Annotated in this window: 16 protein-coding genes; 11 read left to right on the forward strand and 5 right to left on the reverse strand. The window is 63.1% G+C overall.

Features of this window, described 5'->3' with window-relative positions; genetic code table 11:
• Positions 1-7: 7 nt before the first annotated feature.
• The 3 genes from PAN31117_RS25805 to PAN31117_RS25815 are packed head-to-tail and all read left to right on the forward strand — an operon-like array spanning position 8 to position 2,918.
• Complete coding sequence (locus tag PAN31117_RS25805; RefSeq protein ID WP_150740702.1) at positions 8-625, forward strand: cysteine hydrolase family protein; 618 nt, start codon at positions 8-10, stop codon at positions 623-625.
• Positions 622-2,046 carry an FAD-dependent oxidoreductase gene (locus PAN31117_RS25810; RefSeq protein ID WP_150740703.1) on the forward strand — a complete coding sequence of 475 codons (1,425 nt, stop codon included), beginning with the start codon at positions 622-624 and terminating at the stop codon, positions 2,044-2,046. The genes PAN31117_RS25805 and PAN31117_RS25810 overlap by 4 nt, the downstream gene beginning before the upstream one ends.
• Positions 2,043-2,918: an isocitrate lyase/PEP mutase family protein gene (locus tag PAN31117_RS25815; protein ID WP_150740704.1), complete on the forward strand. Its 876-nt coding sequence runs from the start codon at positions 2,043-2,045 to the stop codon at positions 2,916-2,918. Before PAN31117_RS25810 ends, PAN31117_RS25815 begins: the two co-directional genes overlap by 4 nt.
• 133 nt (positions 2,919-3,051) lie before the next feature.
• On the opposite strand, the gene aqpZ is transcribed toward PAN31117_RS25815, so the two are convergent.
• The gene (gene aqpZ / locus PAN31117_RS25820; protein WP_150740705.1) at positions 3,052-3,789 is read right to left on the reverse strand and encodes an aquaporin Z; all 738 of its coding nucleotides are present in this window, start codon (positions 3,787-3,789) and stop codon (positions 3,052-3,054) included.
• 205 nt (positions 3,790-3,994) lie between these two features.
• Complete coding sequence (locus PAN31117_RS25825; protein WP_150740706.1) at positions 3,995-5,218, reverse strand: CaiB/BaiF CoA transferase family protein; 1,224 nt, start codon at positions 5,216-5,218, stop codon at positions 3,995-3,997.
• 288 nt (positions 5,219-5,506) lie between these two features.
• On the opposite strand from PAN31117_RS25825, the gene alaS reads away from it, so the two are divergent.
• The 5 genes from alaS (at position 5,507) to PAN31117_RS25850 (ending at position 12,089) form a co-directional block, all read left to right on the forward strand.
• A complete protein-coding gene (gene alaS / locus PAN31117_RS25830; protein ID WP_150740707.1) occupies positions 5,507-8,131 on the forward strand; it encodes an alanine--tRNA ligase in 2,625 nt (874 codons plus the stop codon).
• 343 nt (positions 8,132-8,474) lie between these two features.
• Complete coding sequence (locus PAN31117_RS25835; RefSeq protein ID WP_150740708.1) at positions 8,475-9,737, forward strand: YbfB/YjiJ family MFS transporter; 1,263 nt, start codon at positions 8,475-8,477, stop codon at positions 9,735-9,737.
• A 56-nt stretch (positions 9,738-9,793) separates the two neighbouring features.
• Positions 9,794-10,564 (forward strand): class II aldolase/adducin family protein, encoded by a 771-nt coding sequence (locus PAN31117_RS25840; protein WP_150740709.1) that lies wholly within the window; start codon positions 9,794-9,796, stop codon positions 10,562-10,564.
• 114 nt (positions 10,565-10,678) lie between these two features.
• Positions 10,679-10,873 (forward strand): 4-oxalocrotonate tautomerase, encoded by a 195-nt coding sequence (locus tag PAN31117_RS25845; protein ID WP_150578194.1) that lies wholly within the window; start codon positions 10,679-10,681, stop codon positions 10,871-10,873.
• 223 nt (positions 10,874-11,096) lie between these two features.
• Positions 11,097-12,089 (forward strand): threonine aldolase family protein, encoded by a 993-nt coding sequence (locus PAN31117_RS25850; protein ID WP_246189261.1) that lies wholly within the window; start codon positions 11,097-11,099, stop codon positions 12,087-12,089.
• Here the strand turns inward: PAN31117_RS25850 and PAN31117_RS25855 are convergent, their stop codons facing one another.
• Entirely contained in the window at positions 12,090-13,370 is a 1,281-nt protein-coding gene (locus PAN31117_RS25855) for a chloride channel protein (RefSeq protein ID WP_150740711.1), read from the reverse strand. It abuts the gene before it with no gap.
• On the opposite strand from PAN31117_RS25855, the gene PAN31117_RS27745 reads away from it, so the two are divergent.
• The 3 genes from PAN31117_RS27745 to PAN31117_RS25865 all read left to right on the forward strand — a co-directional run bounded on the left by PAN31117_RS27745 (position 13,369) and on the right by PAN31117_RS25865 (position 14,529).
• Positions 13,369-13,500, forward strand: coding sequence for a hypothetical protein (locus tag PAN31117_RS27745; RefSeq protein WP_281349260.1), 132 nt, complete (start codon positions 13,369-13,371; stop codon positions 13,498-13,500). The genes PAN31117_RS25855 and PAN31117_RS27745 overlap by 2 nt on opposite strands.
• A gap of 134 nt (positions 13,501-13,634) precedes the next feature.
• Positions 13,635-14,165 (forward strand): NUDIX domain-containing protein, encoded by a 531-nt coding sequence (locus PAN31117_RS25860; RefSeq protein WP_150740712.1) that lies wholly within the window; start codon positions 13,635-13,637, stop codon positions 14,163-14,165.
• Between the two features lie 136 nt (positions 14,166-14,301).
• A complete protein-coding gene (locus tag PAN31117_RS25865; protein WP_039402727.1) occupies positions 14,302-14,529 on the forward strand; it encodes a sulfurtransferase TusA family protein in 228 nt (75 codons plus the stop codon).
• A 119-nt stretch (positions 14,530-14,648) separates the two neighbouring features.
• Here the strand turns inward: PAN31117_RS25865 and galU are convergent, their stop codons facing one another.
• Both galU and PAN31117_RS25875 read right to left on the reverse strand, forming a co-directional pair.
• Positions 14,649-15,536, reverse strand: coding sequence for a UTP--glucose-1-phosphate uridylyltransferase GalU (gene galU, locus PAN31117_RS25870; protein ID WP_150740713.1), 888 nt, complete (start codon positions 15,534-15,536; stop codon positions 14,649-14,651).
• A 29-nt stretch (positions 15,537-15,565) separates the two neighbouring features.
• Positions 15,566-18,427 carry a valine--tRNA ligase gene (locus PAN31117_RS25875; RefSeq protein WP_150740714.1) on the reverse strand — a complete coding sequence of 954 codons (2,862 nt, stop codon included), beginning with the start codon at positions 18,425-18,427 and terminating at the stop codon, positions 15,566-15,568.
• Positions 18,428-18,503 lie beyond the last annotated feature (76 nt).

The raw sequence follows: 18,503 nt of genomic DNA on the forward strand, positions 1-18,503 counted from the left end.
TCATGACATGAGTCAAACCTCTTTGCTCGACCCGGCGCGCACGGCACTCGTCATCGTCGATCTGCAAAACGACTTCATCACGCCCGGCGGTGCGTACGACCGGGGTGGTGCCGCAACCCCCGAAGCGCAGGCATTGCCCGCGCGCGTCGCGCCCATCGCGCAATCGCTCAAAGCCGCTGGCGGTTTTGTCGCGGCAAGCCAGTTCACGTTGTGGCCGGACGCGAGCGGCGAGCCGATGATTTCACCGCATCTGAAGCAATTGCGGCCGTTCCTGCGCCGTGGCGATTTCGTCGCGGGAACGGATGGTCATGCCACAGTGGCGTCGCTGGCGAAGCACGTCGACGTGTCGGTCTGGAAGGTGGCTTACTCCGCCTTCTTCAACACGCAACTGGACTGGGTGCTGCGACGTGCAGGTATCGAGGCGGTGGCAGTGTGCGGCATCGTGACCAACGGTGGCGTGGCGAGTACGGCGCGCGATGCGCACATGCGCGACTACCGTGTGCTGGTGCTCTCCGACGGATGTGCGGCACCCACGGTCGCGGCGCACGACGCCGCGCTGGCGGACCTTCGCACCGTTGGCGAGATCGTGACCTGCGAGGCCTTTGCGGGCCGCATCGCGTCATGAGCGGTCCTACGACACCGGTCGTTCGTCAGGGCCTGCCGCCGGTGGACGATCTGCCGCAGATCCGCGTGGTGATCGTGGGGGCGGGCGCGTGCGGCCTGACCGCCGCGCTGGTGCTGCAAGACGCTGGCATCGACTGTGTCCTGCTTGAACGTGACGCCATTCCCAGCGGCTCGACCGCCTTGTCGTCGGGGTTCATTCCGGCGGCGGGCAGCGCGGTGCAGCGCGCGGTTGGCATCGACGACAGCGCGAAGCAGTTCGCCGCCGACATCATGGCGAAGACGCAGAGCACAGCGGCGGCGCATCTGGTGCGGGCGTATTCGGAGGCGTCCGGTCCGGCGATGGATGCGCTTGCGCGCCACGGGCTGACGTTCGACATTCTCGATGGCTTCCTTTACCCCGGACACAGCGTGCGGCGCATGCACAGCCTGCCGGAGCGGACCGGTACGGCGTTAATGGCTGCGCTTGAGCGCGCCGTGCAGGCGACGGACGCCCACGTCATGACGAAGACGCTGGTGCGCGAGCTGTGGGTGGATGCGTCGGGCAAGGTGCAGGCGGTCGGCTGCGTGCGCCCGGACGGCGCGATGGAGTACCTTGGGTGCGACATGCTGCTGCTCGCCTGCAACGGCTTCGGCGGCAATGCCGGGTTGCGCACCGAACTGCTGCCCGAGATGGCACACGCCGTGTACGGCGGGCATGAAGGCAACGACGGCAGCGCCTTGCTCTGGGGCAGGGCGCTGGGCGTGGCAACGGCCGATCTGGGCGGCTATCAGGGACACGGCTCGTGGGCGAGTCCGCACGGCATGCTGATCTCGTGGGCCGTCATCATGGATGGCGGGGTGCAGATCAACCGGGAAGGTCAACGTTTTCATGACGAAACGCACGGCTACTCGGAAGCGGCTGTGCACGTGCTCGCACAAACGGATGGCATTGCCTGGAATGTGTTCGACGCGCAGACGCTCGCGCTGGCGCGTACGTTTCCCGACTTTCAGGAAGCCGAAGCCGCCGGTGCGCTCAAGACCTGTGCCGACATCGACGCGCTTGCCGGTGTCATCGGCTGCGACGTGGCGGCACTGCGCGAAACGCTGGACGGCGTCGCGCCGGGCGTCAACGCCACCGATGGCCGCCGGTTCACGCGCTCGCTCGTCGCGCCGTACTACGCAATCCGGGTCACGGGCGCGCTGTTCCACACGCAGGGCGGACTCGATATCGACGCCGCCTGCCGAGTGCTGCGTCCCGATGGATCGCCGATGCCCAACATGCTCGCCGCTGGCGGTGCCGCGCGTGGCGTGTCGGGCAATGCTGTATGGGGCTATCTGTCCGGCAACGGGCTGCTCTCGGCTGTCGCGGGTGGCTACATCGCGGCGAATACGGTGATTGGCTCACTCGCCGCCATCACGAACACTCAGGAGATTTCCTCATGACGGCTTTGTCGTCTGTCCAACGTTCGCTCCGGCAGCGCCTCTCGCAAGGCGTGCTGCTGGCGCCCGGCGTCTACGACGCATTGTCGGCCCTCATCGCCGCACAGTCCGGTTTCGACGCCTTGTATCTCTCGGGGGCATCGATTGCCTATACGCGGCTTGGCCGCTCCGACATCGGTCTGACCACGTTCCCGGAAGTCGAAGACGCGGTCGCGCGGATCGCCGAGCGCGTGTCGGTGCCAGTGATCGTCGATGCCGATACCGGCTTCGGTAACGCGCTCAACGTCAAACGCACCGTGCGTGGCTTCGAGCGTGCGGGTGCGGCCATGATCCAACTGGAGGATCAGACGTTTCCGAAACGTTGCGGCCATCTCGATGGCAAGGGCGTGGTGCCTGCTCAGGAAATGGCGGGCAAGGTGCGGGCGGCCGTCGATGCACGGCACGACGCCGAGACGCTGATCCTCGCGCGCACCGATGCGATTGCCGTCGAAGGACTCGACGCCGCACTGGACCGCGCGGAGCTATATCTCGAAGCCGGGGCCGACGCGCTCTTCATCGAAGCACTGCGTACGACCGAGCAGATGACAGCCGCATGCGAGCGCTTTGCCCATCGCGTGCCATTGCTGGCGAACATGGTCGAAGGCGGCAAGACGCCCGTGCAAAGCGCGCAGGCACTCGCGGATATCGGCTTTCGCATCGTCATCTTCCCCGGTGGTACGGCGCGCGCGGTGGCGCATACGTTGCAGGGCTATTACGCCAACCTGCACGCGCACGGTACGACGGCGGCATGGCGCGAACAGATGCTCGATTTCGACGGTCTGAACGCGGTGATCGGTACGCCTGAACTGCTGGCCGAGGGCAAGCAGTACGAGTGATTCGTGGTGCGAGGGAAAGAATAGGGACGTCTACGATGACCGTGTGACGTCCGTCAGGGTCTCGGCGTGGAACGTGGGTAGCGCCGGAACACGGGGCCTGTCGCGATGAGATTCGCGACAGGCCCCTTTTGCATCAGGCACACTGTTCCGATGGCGCATCACTCGGCGTGGCCTCAGACGATGTCGTCGAACGCAACACACGCGCGATCAGCCCGCCCGCGATGCCACCCGCTATCGGCACCAGCCAGAACATCCACAATTGTTCGATGGCCCATCCGCCCTGGAACAGCGCAACGGCGGTGCTTCGCGCCGGATTCACCGAAGTGTTCGTCACCGGGATCGAGATCAGATGGATCAACGTCAGCGTCAGCCCTATAGCGATCGGCGCGACGGTACTCAAGGCGGGGCGAGAAACGATGGTGTTGATGATGACGACGAAGATCGCCGTGAGGACGAACTCGATCACCAGACCAGCGAATAGCGAGTAACCGCCAGGTGAATGCGCGCCGTAGCCATTCGATGCGAAGCCTGATGCTTGCGCAGAGAATCCCGTCAGGCCGCTGGCAACGAGATACAGCACCGCTGCCCCCAGGATGCCTCCGATAACCTGCGCAACAACATAGGGCGCAACGTCCTTGCGGGGAAACAAGCCGCCCGCGAACTGCCCGATCGTGACGGCGGGATTGAAGTGCCCGCCCGAGATGTGCCCCACGGCGTAGGCCATCGTCAGCACGCTCAGGCCGAACGCGAGCGCGACACCTGTGAAACCAATCCCCAACTCGGGAAATGCCGCGGCCAGCACGGCACTGCCACATCCGCCGAAAACCAGCCAGAACGTTCCCAATCCTTCTGCCAACATGCGTCTGAACATCTTGCTCTCCCATGACTCGCCAATGACTCTCGCCTTCCCCGCGATGCCGACGTCACGAGGCAGACTTCGTCGTTGGAAGCGCGCGCTCGGAGACCATCATGGCGTGCGGGGGCAGGCACTGTATAGGGTAGTCACAACGCAGGTAACGGCGGCTAAATTGACTGAAGTTTGGGATTGGTCCTTGTCGTGGGTGCTGAAAACGGCCTCACACCACGCCATCGGTACGCAGGCTGGCGATCTTCACGTCGTCAAAGCCGAGCCGCTCGCGCAGGATCTCGTCGCTATGCTGGCCGAGCGTTGGCGGGGCGGTGCGCGCGAGCGGCGGTGTTTCGCTCATCTTCATGGGACTCGCGACCAGTCGCGACACACCCCCCGAGGCATGCGGCAACGCGACTTCCATGCCGCGCGCCTTGACCTGCGGGTGCGCGAAGACTTCGGGCAGCGTATTGATCGGACCACACGGCACACCGGACGCTTCGAGCTTGTCGATCCAGACGTCCTTGCCGAACTTGCGCACCATTTGCGCGAGCAGCGGCACCAGCGTCTCGCGGTGACGGACCCGCGACGGGTTGGTGGCGAAGCGCTCATCGTCGGCCAGCGCTGACTCGCCACCGGCTTCCACGAACTTGCGGAATTGTCCGTCGTTGCCGACAGCGACGATGATCCAGCCGTCATCGCTCGTCTGGAAAGTCTGATACGGCACGATGTTCGGATGCGCGTTACCCCAGCGCACCGGCGCTTTGTCGCTGGCCAGATAGTTGGTGTTCATGTTCGCGAGCATGGCGACCTGTGTGTCGAGCAGCGCCATGTCGATGTACTGACCCACGCCGGTGCGGTCGCGGTGGGTGAGGGCAGCCATAATCGCCAGACTCGCGTACATGCCCGTCATCAGATCGGCAATCGCTACACCGGCCTTTTGCGGGCCACCGCCGGGCAGCGCGTCGCGCTCGCCGGTGATGCTCATGAAGCCCCCGATGCCCTGCACGATGAAGTCGTAACCCGCACGCGAGGCGTACGGGCCATCCTGCCCGAAGCCCGTGACCGAGCAGTAGACAAGATCCGGCCTGACCGCTTTGAGTGAGGCGTAATCGAGACCGTACTTCGCCAGTTGCCCGACCTTGTAGTTCTCGACGACGACGTCGCTCTGCGCAGCCAGCGCCTTCACGATGGCCTGTCCTTCCGGACGGGAGATGTCGAGCGTGAGCGAGCGCTTGTTGCGGTTGGCCGCCAGGTAATAGGCGGCTTCAGTCGTGTCGTGGCCATCGGCGTCGCGCTGGTAGGGCGGGCCCCAACTGCGGGTGTCGTCGCCCACACCGGGACGCTCCACCTTGATCACGTCTGCTCCCAGATCGGCCAGATTCTGCGTGGCCCACGGACCGGCCAGCACACGCGAAAGGTCCAATACCCGGATATGACTCAGCGCGCCCATCGTTCGCTATCTCCTTGTGCTTCGATTTGTCTTCGTTCGTCCGATGCCCGGTTTGAGCGACGTCAATTCGTTGACTATCGTTGGCCCGAACGTGTTGCGGAACGTTGTTTTGCAATGCGGAACTTGTGAGTGAGAGTCTACGGTGCGTGCGCGGTGGCTGACCAGCGCCGTTTCGCACTGCGGTTAGCGGCGGGACGCTGTGGAGAGGTCGATTTCCCGTATAATCAAAAGTTTGCAAAATACCCCGCCAGGCTTAGCCTGCCCGGTCCCCACGCTCCCACGCAGCCTATGAAAGTCGCAGACATTCGGGAAAAATTCCTAAACTTCTTCGAGTCGAAGGGGCACACCATCGTGCGCTCGTCGAGCCTCGTGCCGTCCAATGACCCCACGCTGCTGTTCACGAACTCCGGCATGGTGCAGTTCAAGGACGTCTTCCTCGGACTCGAATCGCGCCCGTACACGCGCGCGACCACGGCCCAGCGCAGCGTGCGCGCCGGCGGTAAGCACAACGACCTCGAGAACGTGGGCTACACCGCCCGTCACCATACGTTCTTCGAAATGCTGGGCAACTTCTCGTTCGGCGATTACTTCAAGCGCGAAGCGATTCAGTACGCGTGGGAATTGCTGACGACTGTCTACAAGCTCCCGAAGGAAAAGCTCTGGGTCACCGTCTACAAGGAAGACGACGAGGCCTACGACATCTGGGCGAAGGAAGTGGGCGTGCCGGCCGAGCGCATCATCCGCATCGGCGACAACAAGGGCGCGCGTTACGCCTCGGACAACTTCTGGCAGATGGCCGATACCGGTCCGTGCGGCCCGTGCTCGGAAATCTTCTTCGACCACGGTGAAGACGTGTGGGGCGGCCCGCCGGGATCGCCGGAAGAAGACGGCGACCGCTACATCGAAATCTGGAACCTCGTGTTCATGCAGTTCAACCGCGGCGAGCAGGGCAATATGACGCCGCTGCCCAAGCCGTGCGTTGACACTGGCATGGGGCTGGAACGTATCGCGGCCGTGCTGCAACACGTTCACAGCAATTACGAGATCGACCTGTTCCAGCACCTGATCAAGGCCGCGGGCCGTGAGACGGGCGTGAGCGATCTGAGCGCGAACTCGCTCAAGGTGATTGCCGATCACATCCGCGCGTGCTCGTTCCTGATCGTTGACGGCGTGATTCCGGGCAACGAAGGCCGCGGCTACGTGCTGCGTCGTATCATCCGCCGCGCCATTCGTCACGGTTACAAGCTCGGCTGCAAGAAGCCGTTCTTCTACAAGCTCGTACCGGATCTGGTCGCGGAAATGGGCGTCGCCTATCCGGAACTCGCACAGGCGCAGCAACGCGTGACCGACGTGCTCAAGCAGGAAGAAGAGCGTTTCGGCGAGACCATCGAGAACGGCATGGAAATTCTCGAAGGTGCGCTGGCCGATTTGGCCAAGAAGGGTGTGACCACGCTCGACGGCGAACTGGCATTCAAACTGCACGACACCTACGGCTTCCCGCTCGATCTGACGGCGGACGTTTGCCGCGAACGCAGCATCACGGTGGACGAAGCGGGCTTCGACGCCGCGATGGCGCGTCAACGCGAGCAGGCGCGCGCCGCAGGTAAGTTCAAGATGGCGACGGCGCTCGAATACACGGGCGACAAGACGCGCTTCGAAGGCTACGACAAGCTCGCACTCGAAGGCGCGAAGGTCACGGCCCTGTATGTTGACGGCACCAGCGTGGGCAAGATGACCGCCGGTCAGCAAGGCATCGTGGTGCTCGACACCACGCCGTTCTACGCCGAGTCGGGCGGTCAGGTGGGCGATCAGGGTCTGATCGTCGCCGGGGCTGCGCGTTTCGGCGTGTCGGACACGCAGAAGATTCAGGCCGACGTGTTCGGTCACTACGGTTCGCTGGAATCGGGTGAACTGAAGGTCGGCGAAGCGGTGACGGCGCAGGTCGATGCCGTGCGTCGCGCGCGCACCGTGCGCAACCACTCGGCGACTCACCTGATGCACAAGGCCTTGCGTGAAGTGCTGGGCGGCCATGTGCAGCAGAAGGGCTCGCTTGTCGACGCCGACAAGACCCGTTTCGACTTCGCACATAACGCTGCGATGACGGCCGACGAAATTCGTCGTGTGGAGGACATCGTGAACGCCGAAGTGCTGGCGAACGCGCCGACGCAAGCTGCCCTGATGTCGTTCGACGACGCGGTCAAGGGCGGCGCAATGGCGCTGTTCGGCGAGAAGTACGGCGACGAAGTGCGCGTGTTCGACATCGGGACGTCGCGCGAGTTGTGCGGCGGTACGCACGTTTCGCGCACGGGCGATATCGGCCTGTTCAAGATCGTGATGGAAGGTGGCGTGGCCGCCGGTATCCGTCGCGTGGAAGCGATCACCGGCGATAACTCGGTGCGTTTCGTCCAGAAGCTCGACGACCAGATCAACGAAGCGGCTGCCGCGCTCAAGACGCAACCCGCAGAGCTGAGCCCGCGTATCGCGCAGGTGCAGGAGCAGGTCAAGTCGCTGGAGAAGGAACTGGCGGCGCTCAAGTCGAAGCTCGCATCCAGCCAGGGCGATGAACTGGTCGAGAAGGCCGTCGACGTGAATGGTCTGAAGGTGCTGGCCGCGCAACTCGAAGGCGCCGACGCCAAGACGCTGCGCGAGACGATGGACAAGCTCAAGGACAAGCTGAAGAGCGCGGCCATCGTGCTGGCCGCCGTCGAAGGCGGCAAGGTCACGCTGATCGCTGGTGTGACGGCGGACGCTACGGCGAAGGTCAAGGCGGGCGAACTCGTCAACTTCGTCGCACAGCAGGTCGGCGGCAAGGGCGGCGGTCGTCCGGACATGGCGCAGGCCGGTGGTACCGACCCGTCGCAACTGCCGCAGGCGCTCGCTGGCGTGCAGGCATGGGTGGCCGGCAAGCTGTAATACTTTGATGGCGGGGATTCGTCTCCGACCTCGGTCAGGCACGCATCAAGCCTGACCCGAGCAAAACGCGCACTTCGGTGCGCGTTTTGCATTTCTGACCGGATCGCACGCAACATTGCCCTGTCGCGCGCAGGGGAACCCACCCCTTCGGTAATGGTTTGCATGTAAAGTATTCCGCACGTTGTCCGCATAAGAACGAGCAACATCGGGTGCGCAAGACATCGGAAACGCAGATCATCGAGTCAAACGAGACACGCAGAACCCACGAGACGCCACGCGAAACGGCGCGCGCGGTTCTGCCACGATTCCACCAATTTATTTCGCCTGCGGGCCAGCCATCGCCATGCCAGCCACTCTCGCCGACTCCGACAACGTTACGAAGCTGCGTCAGCCGTCGCCGGAGCGTGCGGCATGGCGCATTGCGCTGTCGTGCATGCTCGCCTTGTCGATTGCGATGGGGATCGGCCGTTTTGCTTTCACGCCGATGCTGCCGCTCATGCTGCATGAGCATCTCACCGACATTCAGCACGGCAGCTGGCTCGCGTCGCTGAACTACGCGGGGTACTTCATCGGGGCGTTGTCGTGTATGTGGCTGCACTTCACGCCGACGCTGATCATTCGCTTCGCGCTTGCCGCCACGGTCGCGCTGACGTTGGCGATGGGGCTGATGGAATCGTTCGCGGTGTGGGCTGTTGTGCGCACACTTGCAGGCGTGATGAGCGCGTGGGCGATGGTGTTCTCGGCAGGGTGGGGCTTTCGCAAACTGGCCGAACTGCGCATGCCGAGTCTGGGCGGTGTAATCTTTGCGGGACCCGGCGCGGGCATTGTGGTGACGGGCTTGCTCGCGAGCCTGAACGATACGCTCGGCTGGCCGGCGCGCGGCGGCTGGTTGCTGTGCGGCGTGCTCGCGCTGGCGTTGCTTGCCGTCATCTGGCGGACGTTTGTGGCTGATGTGCCAGTGGCCGTCGGTGCGACAAAGTCGGCCGACGCTGCCAGATCCACGACCGCCACAACCGCCACAACCGCGCCTTCCATCAATCATGGCAGCGGCGAGAGCGTGATCCCGGTCACGATCCTGTACAGCTTCGCTGGCTTCGGCTACATCATCACGGCGACGTTCCTGCCGGTGATTGCACGTCAGGCGTTGCCCGGCTCCCCGTGGCCCGACCTGTTCTTCCCGCTGCTCGGTCTGATGGTGATTCCGGGGGCTATCATCGGAGCACGCGCACCGCTTTCGTGGGATAACCGTCTGCTGCTTGCGGTGTGCTACGTCATGCAAGGGCTGGGTGTGGGCATCGGCATCGTGCTGCCGAACGTCGTGGGCTTCGCGCTGGGGAGTGTGCTGGTGGGGCTGCCGTTCACGGCGATTACGGTCTACGCGGTGCGCGAGTGCCGACGTTTGCGTGGGGACAATGCCAATGGTCTGATCGGGCTGGTGACGGCATCCTATGGCATCGGGCAGATCGTCGGGCCGTTGGTGGCCGCTCCGCTCGTCGCGGCGACCGGTGGGTTCACGACGGCACTGCTGTGTGCCAGCGGGGTGCTGGCGCTCGGCGCCATCGGCTTCGTGTGGGACTGGCGTCGTTCGCTCGAACGCGCGCCCTGATGCGACACCCCCTGTAGGCCCTCGTCCGATGCTTCGGACTTTCCTCAGAGAAGCGTATGTCTTTTACCTTGAAGGCGGGCCGAAAGGCCGCCACTGTCATGAGCGACGAAGAGCGTCAGGTGCGCATCGATCTTGCCGCCTGCTATCGTCTCGTGGCGCTGAACCGTTGGGACGATCTCATCTACACGCATATCTCCGCGATGGTGCCGGGCGAGCCGGGGCACTTCCTCATCAATCCGTTCGGGCTGGCATTCGACGAAGTGACGGCGTCGAATCTCGTGAAGATCACGATGGACGGCGAGATCGTGGGCGAGAGCGAGCATCCCGTCAACGTGACCGGGTTTGCGCTGCACGGTGCAGTGCACGCGGCGCGCGCGGATGCCGTTTGCGTCATGCATCTGCACAACACGGCGGGTATCGCGGTGTCGATTCAGCCGCACGGCTTGCTGCCGATTTCGCAGCACGCACTGCGCTTTCACGAGCGCATCGGGTATCACGATTACGAAGGACTGGCGTTTTCGCCGTCGGAAGGCGAGCGGCTGGTGACGTCGCTCGGCGCGCATCCCGCAATGCTGCTACGCAATCACGGCACGCTGACCGTCGGTCGTACGGTCGCGGAAGCCTTCGTGCTGATGGTGACCCTCATCAAAGCCTGCGAGATCCAGTTGCAGGCACTGGCCGGCGGTGCTGCGCCGAATTTTCCCAGCCCGGCGGTGCAAGACAAGACGGCGATTCAGCTCGAAGATGGCGGCGCAATCGAGGGCGTGCTGGAATGGCCTGCGCTGCTGCGCAAACTCGATAGAATAGACACCTCGTTTCGCGATTGACCGCTCGATGGAGGACGCAAGGACTTTTTGTCTGTGGCGGTCGGGCAGGGCATCGGAGACGTCCGGTAGCGCCACGCCGCCGGTTCCAATAACGACATCAGGAGATAGATCGCAATGCCAACGTTTCACGTCGAGATGTTCGAGGGTCGTACCGTCGAGCAAAAGCGCGCGTTCGTCAAAGCCGTGACGCAAGCCGCAGTGGAGACGATCGGTTGCACGCCGGGGTCCGTCGATATCATCATCACCGACATCAAGCCCGAGAACTGGTCCACGGCAGGCACGCTCTGGTCGGATCCCCGCCCCGAGTGAGCGCGAGTATCTGAAGTCGCAAATCACGTAAGCCGGTGACCGTCACCGGGCAGTCTGAAGCGGGGGCGTCGTGTGGCGTTCCCGCCGTTTTGAAGAGGTCGTCATGTCGCAAGCCCCGTCCGTTCCGCCGTCTGTTTCGAATACAGAGATCACGTCCACCGACACTGCGCAAACGCCGCAGCACTTTGCGTCCGACAACTACGCCGGGATTTGCCCCGAGGCCATGCGTTATCTGGTCGAGGCGAATGCCAGCGGTCATGAAGTGTCTTACGGCGACGATACGTGGACGCAGCGCGTGTGCGACGGCATCCGGCAACTTTTCGACACGGACTGCGAAGTCTTCTTCGTATTCAACGGCACGGCGGCCAACTCGCTTGCGCTGGCGTCGCTGTCGCAGTCCTATCACTCCGTCATTTGTCACGAACTGGCGCACGTCGAGACGGACGAATGCGGTGGCCCGGAGTTCTTCTCCAACGGCGCGAAGCTGCTCACCGCGCGCGGTCGTGAGAACAACGGCAAGCTCACGCCGGACGCCGTCGAGGCGGTCATCAATCGGCGCTCGGACATCCACTTCCCGAAGCCCAAGGTCGTCACGCTCACGCAGGCGACGGAGGTGGGTACCGTCTACTCGGTCGATGAGGTCAAAGCGATCTCGGCGGTCGCCAAGCGCCGGAACCTGCGCGTGCACATGGACGGCGCACGCTTCGCCAACGCGGTGGCGAAGCTGGGCTGCCATCCGGGTGATGTGACCTGGCGTGCGGGGGTGGACGTGCTGTGTTTCGGCGGCACGAAGAACGGTCTGCCGGTGGGCGAGGCCGTCGTGTTCTTCAATCGTTCTCTTGCAGAGGATTTTGCTTATCGCGTGAAGCAGGCGGGGCAGTTGGCCTCGAAGATGCGTTTCATCTCCGCGCCGTGGCTCGGCATGCTGGAGAACGACACGTGGCTGCGCCATGCACGGCATGCGAACGAGATGGCGCAGTTGCTCGCGAGCCGCATCCGCGACATTCCCGGCGTATCGATCATGTTCGAGACGCAGGCCAACGGCGTGTTCGCAGAACTGCCGCCGCATGTCATCGAAGCGCTACGGGCAAAGGGCTGGCGTTTCTACACGTTCATCGGTGCAGGTGGCTGCCGCTTCATGTGCGCGTGGGATACCCGTGTGGAGACGGTAGAACGTCTGGCCGCAGATATCCGCGCGCTGAGCGCCAAGGCGTAATCAGGCCTGACGCGGCGCAGGCACGGTGGGCGTCAGGAAGCGGTGTGCCAGCGTGTGATAGAACGATGGCGCGATGGTCTTTGAGACCTGCGTCGACAGGAGTGCGACGGCCATGAGCGGAATCACCATCTGATGGCCGTCGATCATCTCCATGACGATCACAAACGACGTAATCGGCGATTGGGTCACCGCGGCCAGATAGCCGACCATACACAGCGCAGCCATGGCGGGCAACGGTATCACGGACGTCACGTGCGCCATCACATTCCCCAGCCCGGCACCAATCGCCAGCGACGGTGCGAAGATCCCGCCGGGAATGCCTGACAGATACGACACGCACAAGGCGGCAAATTTCAGCACGGCGTAAAACGGCGAGAGCGCCGCGTGCGATTCCAGCAAACCCCGCGCTTCGGCGTAACCGCTGCCGAACGTGGTGCCGCCCGAGACAATGCCGATCACTGCAATCGCCAGACCGCACAGGAAGGCGAAGTGGACCGGGCGTGCGCGGCGCAAATTGACCAGTTGCGCGGGTATCCATCGCGGCACGTTGAGCATCAACCAGCCGAACAGCCCCCCGGCTACGCCCGTCAGCACACTGGCGACAATGAGCACAGGAATAAGCGCCCAGTTGAATTCGCTGATCGCCTTGATCTGGCCGAAATAGAGATAGTTGCCTTGCAGGCCGAGCGCCACGACGCCGGAGAAGATGATGGCGGTAATGAGTGTGCCGCTGCTGCGTGCGACGAAGCTACGGCTCAGCTCTTCGATGGCGAACACGACGCCCGCGAGCGGCGTGTTGAACGCTGCCGCCAGACCCGCCGCCGCCCCGGCCAGCGTCAGTTGGCGCTCAATGTGCACGCTGCTGCGGCGATACCCGCGTCGCATGGCGTACATCAGCGATGCGCCGATCTGCACCGTCGGGCCCTCGCGACCGATCGTGAAACCGCACAGAATGCCGAGAAACGAGATCGCGATCTTGCCGAACATGATGCGCAGCGTGAGCAGCGATTTCGACAGACGCGAGTCCTGAAGCGTTGCTATCACTTGCGGAATGCCGCTGCCCTCGGAACCCCGGAAGAACTTCTGCGTCAGCCATATCGCCAGTGCGGCACCCAGCGGTGTGACGATCAACGGTAGCCAGAAGCCGTGCGTCAGCATGCGCTGAAATAGCTCGAAGCCGAAGTCCACCAGCTTGGCATAGGCCACCGACACCAGACCGACGAGGACTGCGCCGAGCCAGAATACGCCGTAGTTGTGCCACAGGCGCCGTGAGCGGCGCATGCCGCGTTGGGTCAGCCGGGCGGATCGCGACGTGGGCGACGAGGCAGGAGGCGAGGACGAAGCAGACGACGAAGGTGGGGTGTCGGACGCGGGCGGAACGTTCGGTGGAGTGTCAGTCACGGGGCCGTGATCGAAAATTGAAAGACGTTCGACGATTATACGCCCCGGCCCGTCTGGGCTTGGTCCGGGCGAGTCTCGGAATTTGCCGAATATGCAGCGCGTCATAAGTTCATTTAATATGTCCGGATCCGCTGAAGAACGATCATGAACGAACTTATTTTTTGTCCCCGCTGTGCCTCTGCGCTCGATTCTCGAGAGGTCGCCGGGCGTATTCGCCGCGCCTGTCCGGACGCGGCCTGTGGTTTCGTCCACTGGGACAACCCGCTGCCGGTCGTGGCCGGGCTCGTGGAATACCGGGGCCAGATTCTGCTGGCACGTAACGCGGCATGGACCGAAGGCATGTTCGCGCTCATCACCGGTTTTCTTGAGCGCGACGAGACCCCGGAAGACGGTATTCGCCGCGAAATCAAGGAAGAGACTAATCTGGAAACCGACGCGATTTCGCTGCTCGGTGTCTACGAATTCATGCGCAAGAACGAGTTGATCATCGCGTATCACGCGGTCTGTGACGGTGATATTCAGCTCTCAGAGGAACTGGCCGAGTTCCGGCTCGTCGCGCCACATCAGGTGCGTCCGTGGCGCGCAGGGACCGGGCACGCAGTCGCCGAATGGCTGCGACGCCGCAATCTGCCGGTCGAGTACGTCGAATCGGCGCGGATGTCGATTGCTGCATGACGTGCGGATGCGCTGATGGGCCGACGCTCTGAAATGGGCGTCGCCGGGAGCGTTTGGCGACGACTACGGTAGAATCGCGATTTGCGGGGCAAACCCCGCAACAGATTCGAACAAGACCGAAGAGAGGGACATGAGCATGGAATTCCAGAAAGAAGTCGACGCGAGCGGCCTGAACTGCCCGCTGCCGATCCTGCGTGCCAAGAAGGCGCTGGCGGAAATGCAAAGCGGCGAAGTGCTGCATATCATCGCCACCGATCCGGGCTCGGGGCGCGATTTCAGCGCCTTCGCCAAGCAAACCGGCAACGAACTGCTCGATACGCGCGAAGACGGCAAGACGTTCCACTTCTGGATGCGCCGTCGCTGATTTCCGGAGGGTGTTGTCAGCGTCGATTTCCATCGATGCCAATGCCTTGGCGGTACAGCAGACACAAAAAAACCGACGGACATGCCGTCGGTTTTTTTATGGGTGCCGGTGACTGACGTTCAGGTCAAATCACGTTGGACGTCTTCCTGCAGATATTTGCGGAAAGCATCCTTCAGTTCCGGGTGACGCAGCGCGAATTCCACCGTCGCCTTCAGATAGCCGAGCTTGCTGCCGCAATCGAAGCGCTTGCCGTCGTAGCGATACGCGAGCACGACTTCGTCCTGCATGAGTTTCTGGATGGCGTCCGTCAGCTGGATTTCACCGCCCGAACCCGGATCGATCTCGCGGATGCAGTCGAAAATGCGCGGACGCAGCACGTAACGGCCGACCACACCCAGATTCGACGGTGCATTTTCCGGCGCCGGCTTCTCGACGATGTCCGTCAATTTGACGATCGCCTTCTCGCCCCAGTCCGTGCCCTTGACAATACCGTACGAGCGGCTTTGCTCGATAGGGATCTCTTCTACGCCGATGATCGAGTTGTGATACTGGTTGTACAGATCGACCATCTGCTTGAGCACCGGCGGCTGGCCGTCGAGCAAGTCGTCGGCGAGGATGACGGCGAACGGCTCGTCGCCCACCAGCTTCTCGGCGCACAGCACGGCGTGGCCCAGACCCAGCGCCTTCGGCTGACGCACATAGAAGCAATCGATATGCGGCGGCTTGATCGAATGCACGACGTCGAGCAGCGCCTGCTTGTTCTTCGCTTCGAGTTCGGCTTCCAGTTCGAATGCCGTATCGAAGTGGTCTTCGATGGCGCGCTTGTTACGACCCGTCACGAAGATCATCTCGGTGATGCCAGCCGCTGCCGCCTCTTCCACGGCGTACTGAATCAGCGGCTTGTCCACGATCGGCAGCATTTCCTTGGGGCTCGCCTTGGTCGCCGGCAGAAACCGCGTGCCGAGGCCCGCAACGGGGAATACGGCTTTGGTCACAATGGCTTTCATTAGTTTCTCCCTGATGGATATTGCGCGTCTCAGGCGGGCAGGCGGGCGAGCTGTGCCTGCAATTTCCCGAGTACCGCTTCAAAGTCGACCAGTCGTTGCTTCTCAAGTTCCACGACGTTGGCAGGGGCGCGCGCCACGAAACTCTCGTTGGAGAGCTTGCCGTGGCATTTCGCGATCTCGCCTTCGAGACGCTTCACTTCCTTGCCGAGGCGCTCGCGCTCGGCCGCAACGTCGATTTCGACCTTCAACGCCAACTTGTTTGCACCCACCACGGCGAGCGGCGCGCCGGCGGCCTGCGCGTCGAGCGTGGCTTCATCGGCCAGCACCTGCACTTCCGAAAGCTTCGCCAGCGTTTGCAGATACGGGGCAATCGACGTCAGGAACGGCACATCGCCCGCAACCAGCAGCGGCACGCGCTGCGCCGGCGACAGGTTCATCTCGCCGCGCAGGTTACGGCAGGCGTCCACAGCGGCCTTCAATTGCTGCATCCAGGCTTCGTCGCTTTCGTCGATCTTGCTCGCACCGGCGACAGGATACGGCTGCACCATGATACTGGCTTCGCCTGGCGCCTTGTCGCTCGGATAGCGACCGGCAAGCGGGGCCACTTTCTGCCACAGGGCTTCGGTGATGAACGGAATGATCGGGTGAGCCAGACGCAGCACCGTTTCAAGCACGCGCAGCAGCGTGCGGCGCGTGGCGCGCTGTTGCGCCGGGGTGCCGTTCTGAATCTGCCACTTGGCCAGTTCGACGTACCAGTCGCAGTACTCGTCCCACACGAACTTGTAGATTGCGCTGGCGATGTTGTCGAAGCGGTAATCGGCAAAGCCCTTCGCGACATCGGCTTCCACGCGCTGGAGCAATGAGACGATCCAGCGGTCGGCGCGCGAGAAGTCGAGCTGACCGTCCGGGCCGCAATCGCCCACGCACGGCGCGAGACCGCAGTCCTGACCTTCGCAGTTCATCAGCACGAAGCGCGTGGCGTTCCACAGCTTGTTGCAGAAGTTGCGATAGCCTTCGCAGCGTGCCAGATCGAAGTTGATGTTGCGGCCAAGCGTGGCCATGGATGCGAACGTGAAGCGCAGCGCGTCGGTGCCGAACGGCGCGATGCCTTCCGGGAATTCCTTGCGGGTCTTCTTCTCGATGGTCGCGGCTTGCTTCGGGTTCATCAGCCCCGTGGTGCGCTTGGCGAGCAGGGCGTCGAGCGACACGCCGTCGACGATGTCGATCGGATCGAGCGTGTTGCCCTTCGACTTGGACATCTTCTGACCTTCGGCGTCGCGCACAAGGCCGTGCACGTACACGGTCTTGAACGGCACCTTACCGGTGAAGTGCGTGGTCATCATGACCATGCGCGCTACCCAGAAGAAGATGATGTCGAAGCCGGTCACGAGCACCGACGACGGCAGGAAGTGCTTCAGTTCCGGTGTTTCCTGCGGCCAGCCCAACGACGAGAACGGCACCAGCGCCGACGAGAACCACGTGTCGAGCACGTCTTCATCGCGCTTGAGCGCGCCGGTGGAGCCGGCGGCACGCGCCTTCTCGATGGCTTCGGCTTCAGTGCGGGCGACGAACACGTTACCGGCATCGTCGTACCAGGCCGGAATCTGATGGCCCCACCAGAGCTGACGGGAAATACACCAGTCCTGAATGTTCTCGAGCCACTGGTTGTACGTCGTCGTCCAGTTCTCCGGCACGAACTTGATCTCACCGCTGCGCACGACGTCGAGCGCGGTTTCAGTGATCGACTTGCCGGGGTGGAACGTGCCTTCGGGTGCCGGCTTGCTCATCGCGACGAACCACTGGTCCGTGAGCATCGGCTCGATGACCGTGCCCGTGCGGTCGCTGCGCGGCACCATCAGCTTGTGCGGCTTGACCGATTCGAGCAGGCCGAGCGCGTCGAGGTCGGCCACGATCTGCTTGCGCGCGTCGAAACGATCCAGACCCCGGTACTTTTCCGGGGCGTTTTCGTTGATCTTCGCGTCGAGCGTGAGGATGTTGATCTGCGGCAGGTTATGACGCTGACCGACGGCGTAGTCGTTGAAATCGTGTGCGGGGGTGACTTTCACCACGCCCGTGCCGAATTCGAGGTCGACGTAGTCGTCGGCGATGATCGGAATTTCACGGTCCGTGAGCGGCAGCTTGGCCGACTTGCCGATCAGATGCTTGTAGCGCTCGTCTTCCGGATGCACCATCAGCGCGGTGTCGCCCAGCATCGTTTCCGGACGCGTGGTCGCGACCGTGAGCGTGCCGGAGCCGTCGGCGAGCGGGTAGCGGATGTGCCACAGCGAGCCTTCTTCTTCCTCGCTGACCACTTCCAGATCGGACACGGCTGTAAGCAGCGTCGATTCCCAGTTCACGAGACGCTTGCCGCGATAGATCAGCCCCTGCTCGTAGAGCGCGACGAACACATCGCGCACAGCGCTGGACATTTTCTCGTCCATCGTGAAGTACTCGCGGCTCCAATCGATGGAAGCCCCGAGACGGCGCACCTGGCGCGTGATCGTGCTGCCCGACTGCTCCTTCCACTCCCAGACGCGTTCCGTGAACTTCTCGCGGCCGAGGTCATGGCGCGAGACCTTCTGAGCGTCGAGCTGACGTTCGACGACGATCTGCGTGGCAATACCCGCGTGGTCGGTGCCCGGCACCCACAAGGTGTTCGCGCCCTTCATGCGGTGGTAGCGCGTCAGACCATCCATGATCGTCTGGTTGAACGCGTGCCCCATGTGCAGCGTGCCGGTGACGTTCGGCGGCGGCAACTGGATGCTGAAATCTTCGCGGGCGTCGTCAAGGGTCGGGCGGGCATAGCCGCGGCGTTCCCATTCGGGGCCCCAGTGGGCTTCGACGTCCTGCGGCTCGAAGCTCTTGGCAAGCGTATTGTCGCTGTCGCTCATGGATTGATGGACCGTGTAATGCGTGAAACCTTGAATTATAAAAGATTCGGTGGCGTTTCCGCGCCGTAGCAGGATT

Source organism: Pandoraea anapnoica, from assembly GCF_902459765.1.
Classification (GTDB): Bacteria; Pseudomonadota; Gammaproteobacteria; order Burkholderiales; family Burkholderiaceae; genus Pandoraea; species Pandoraea anapnoica.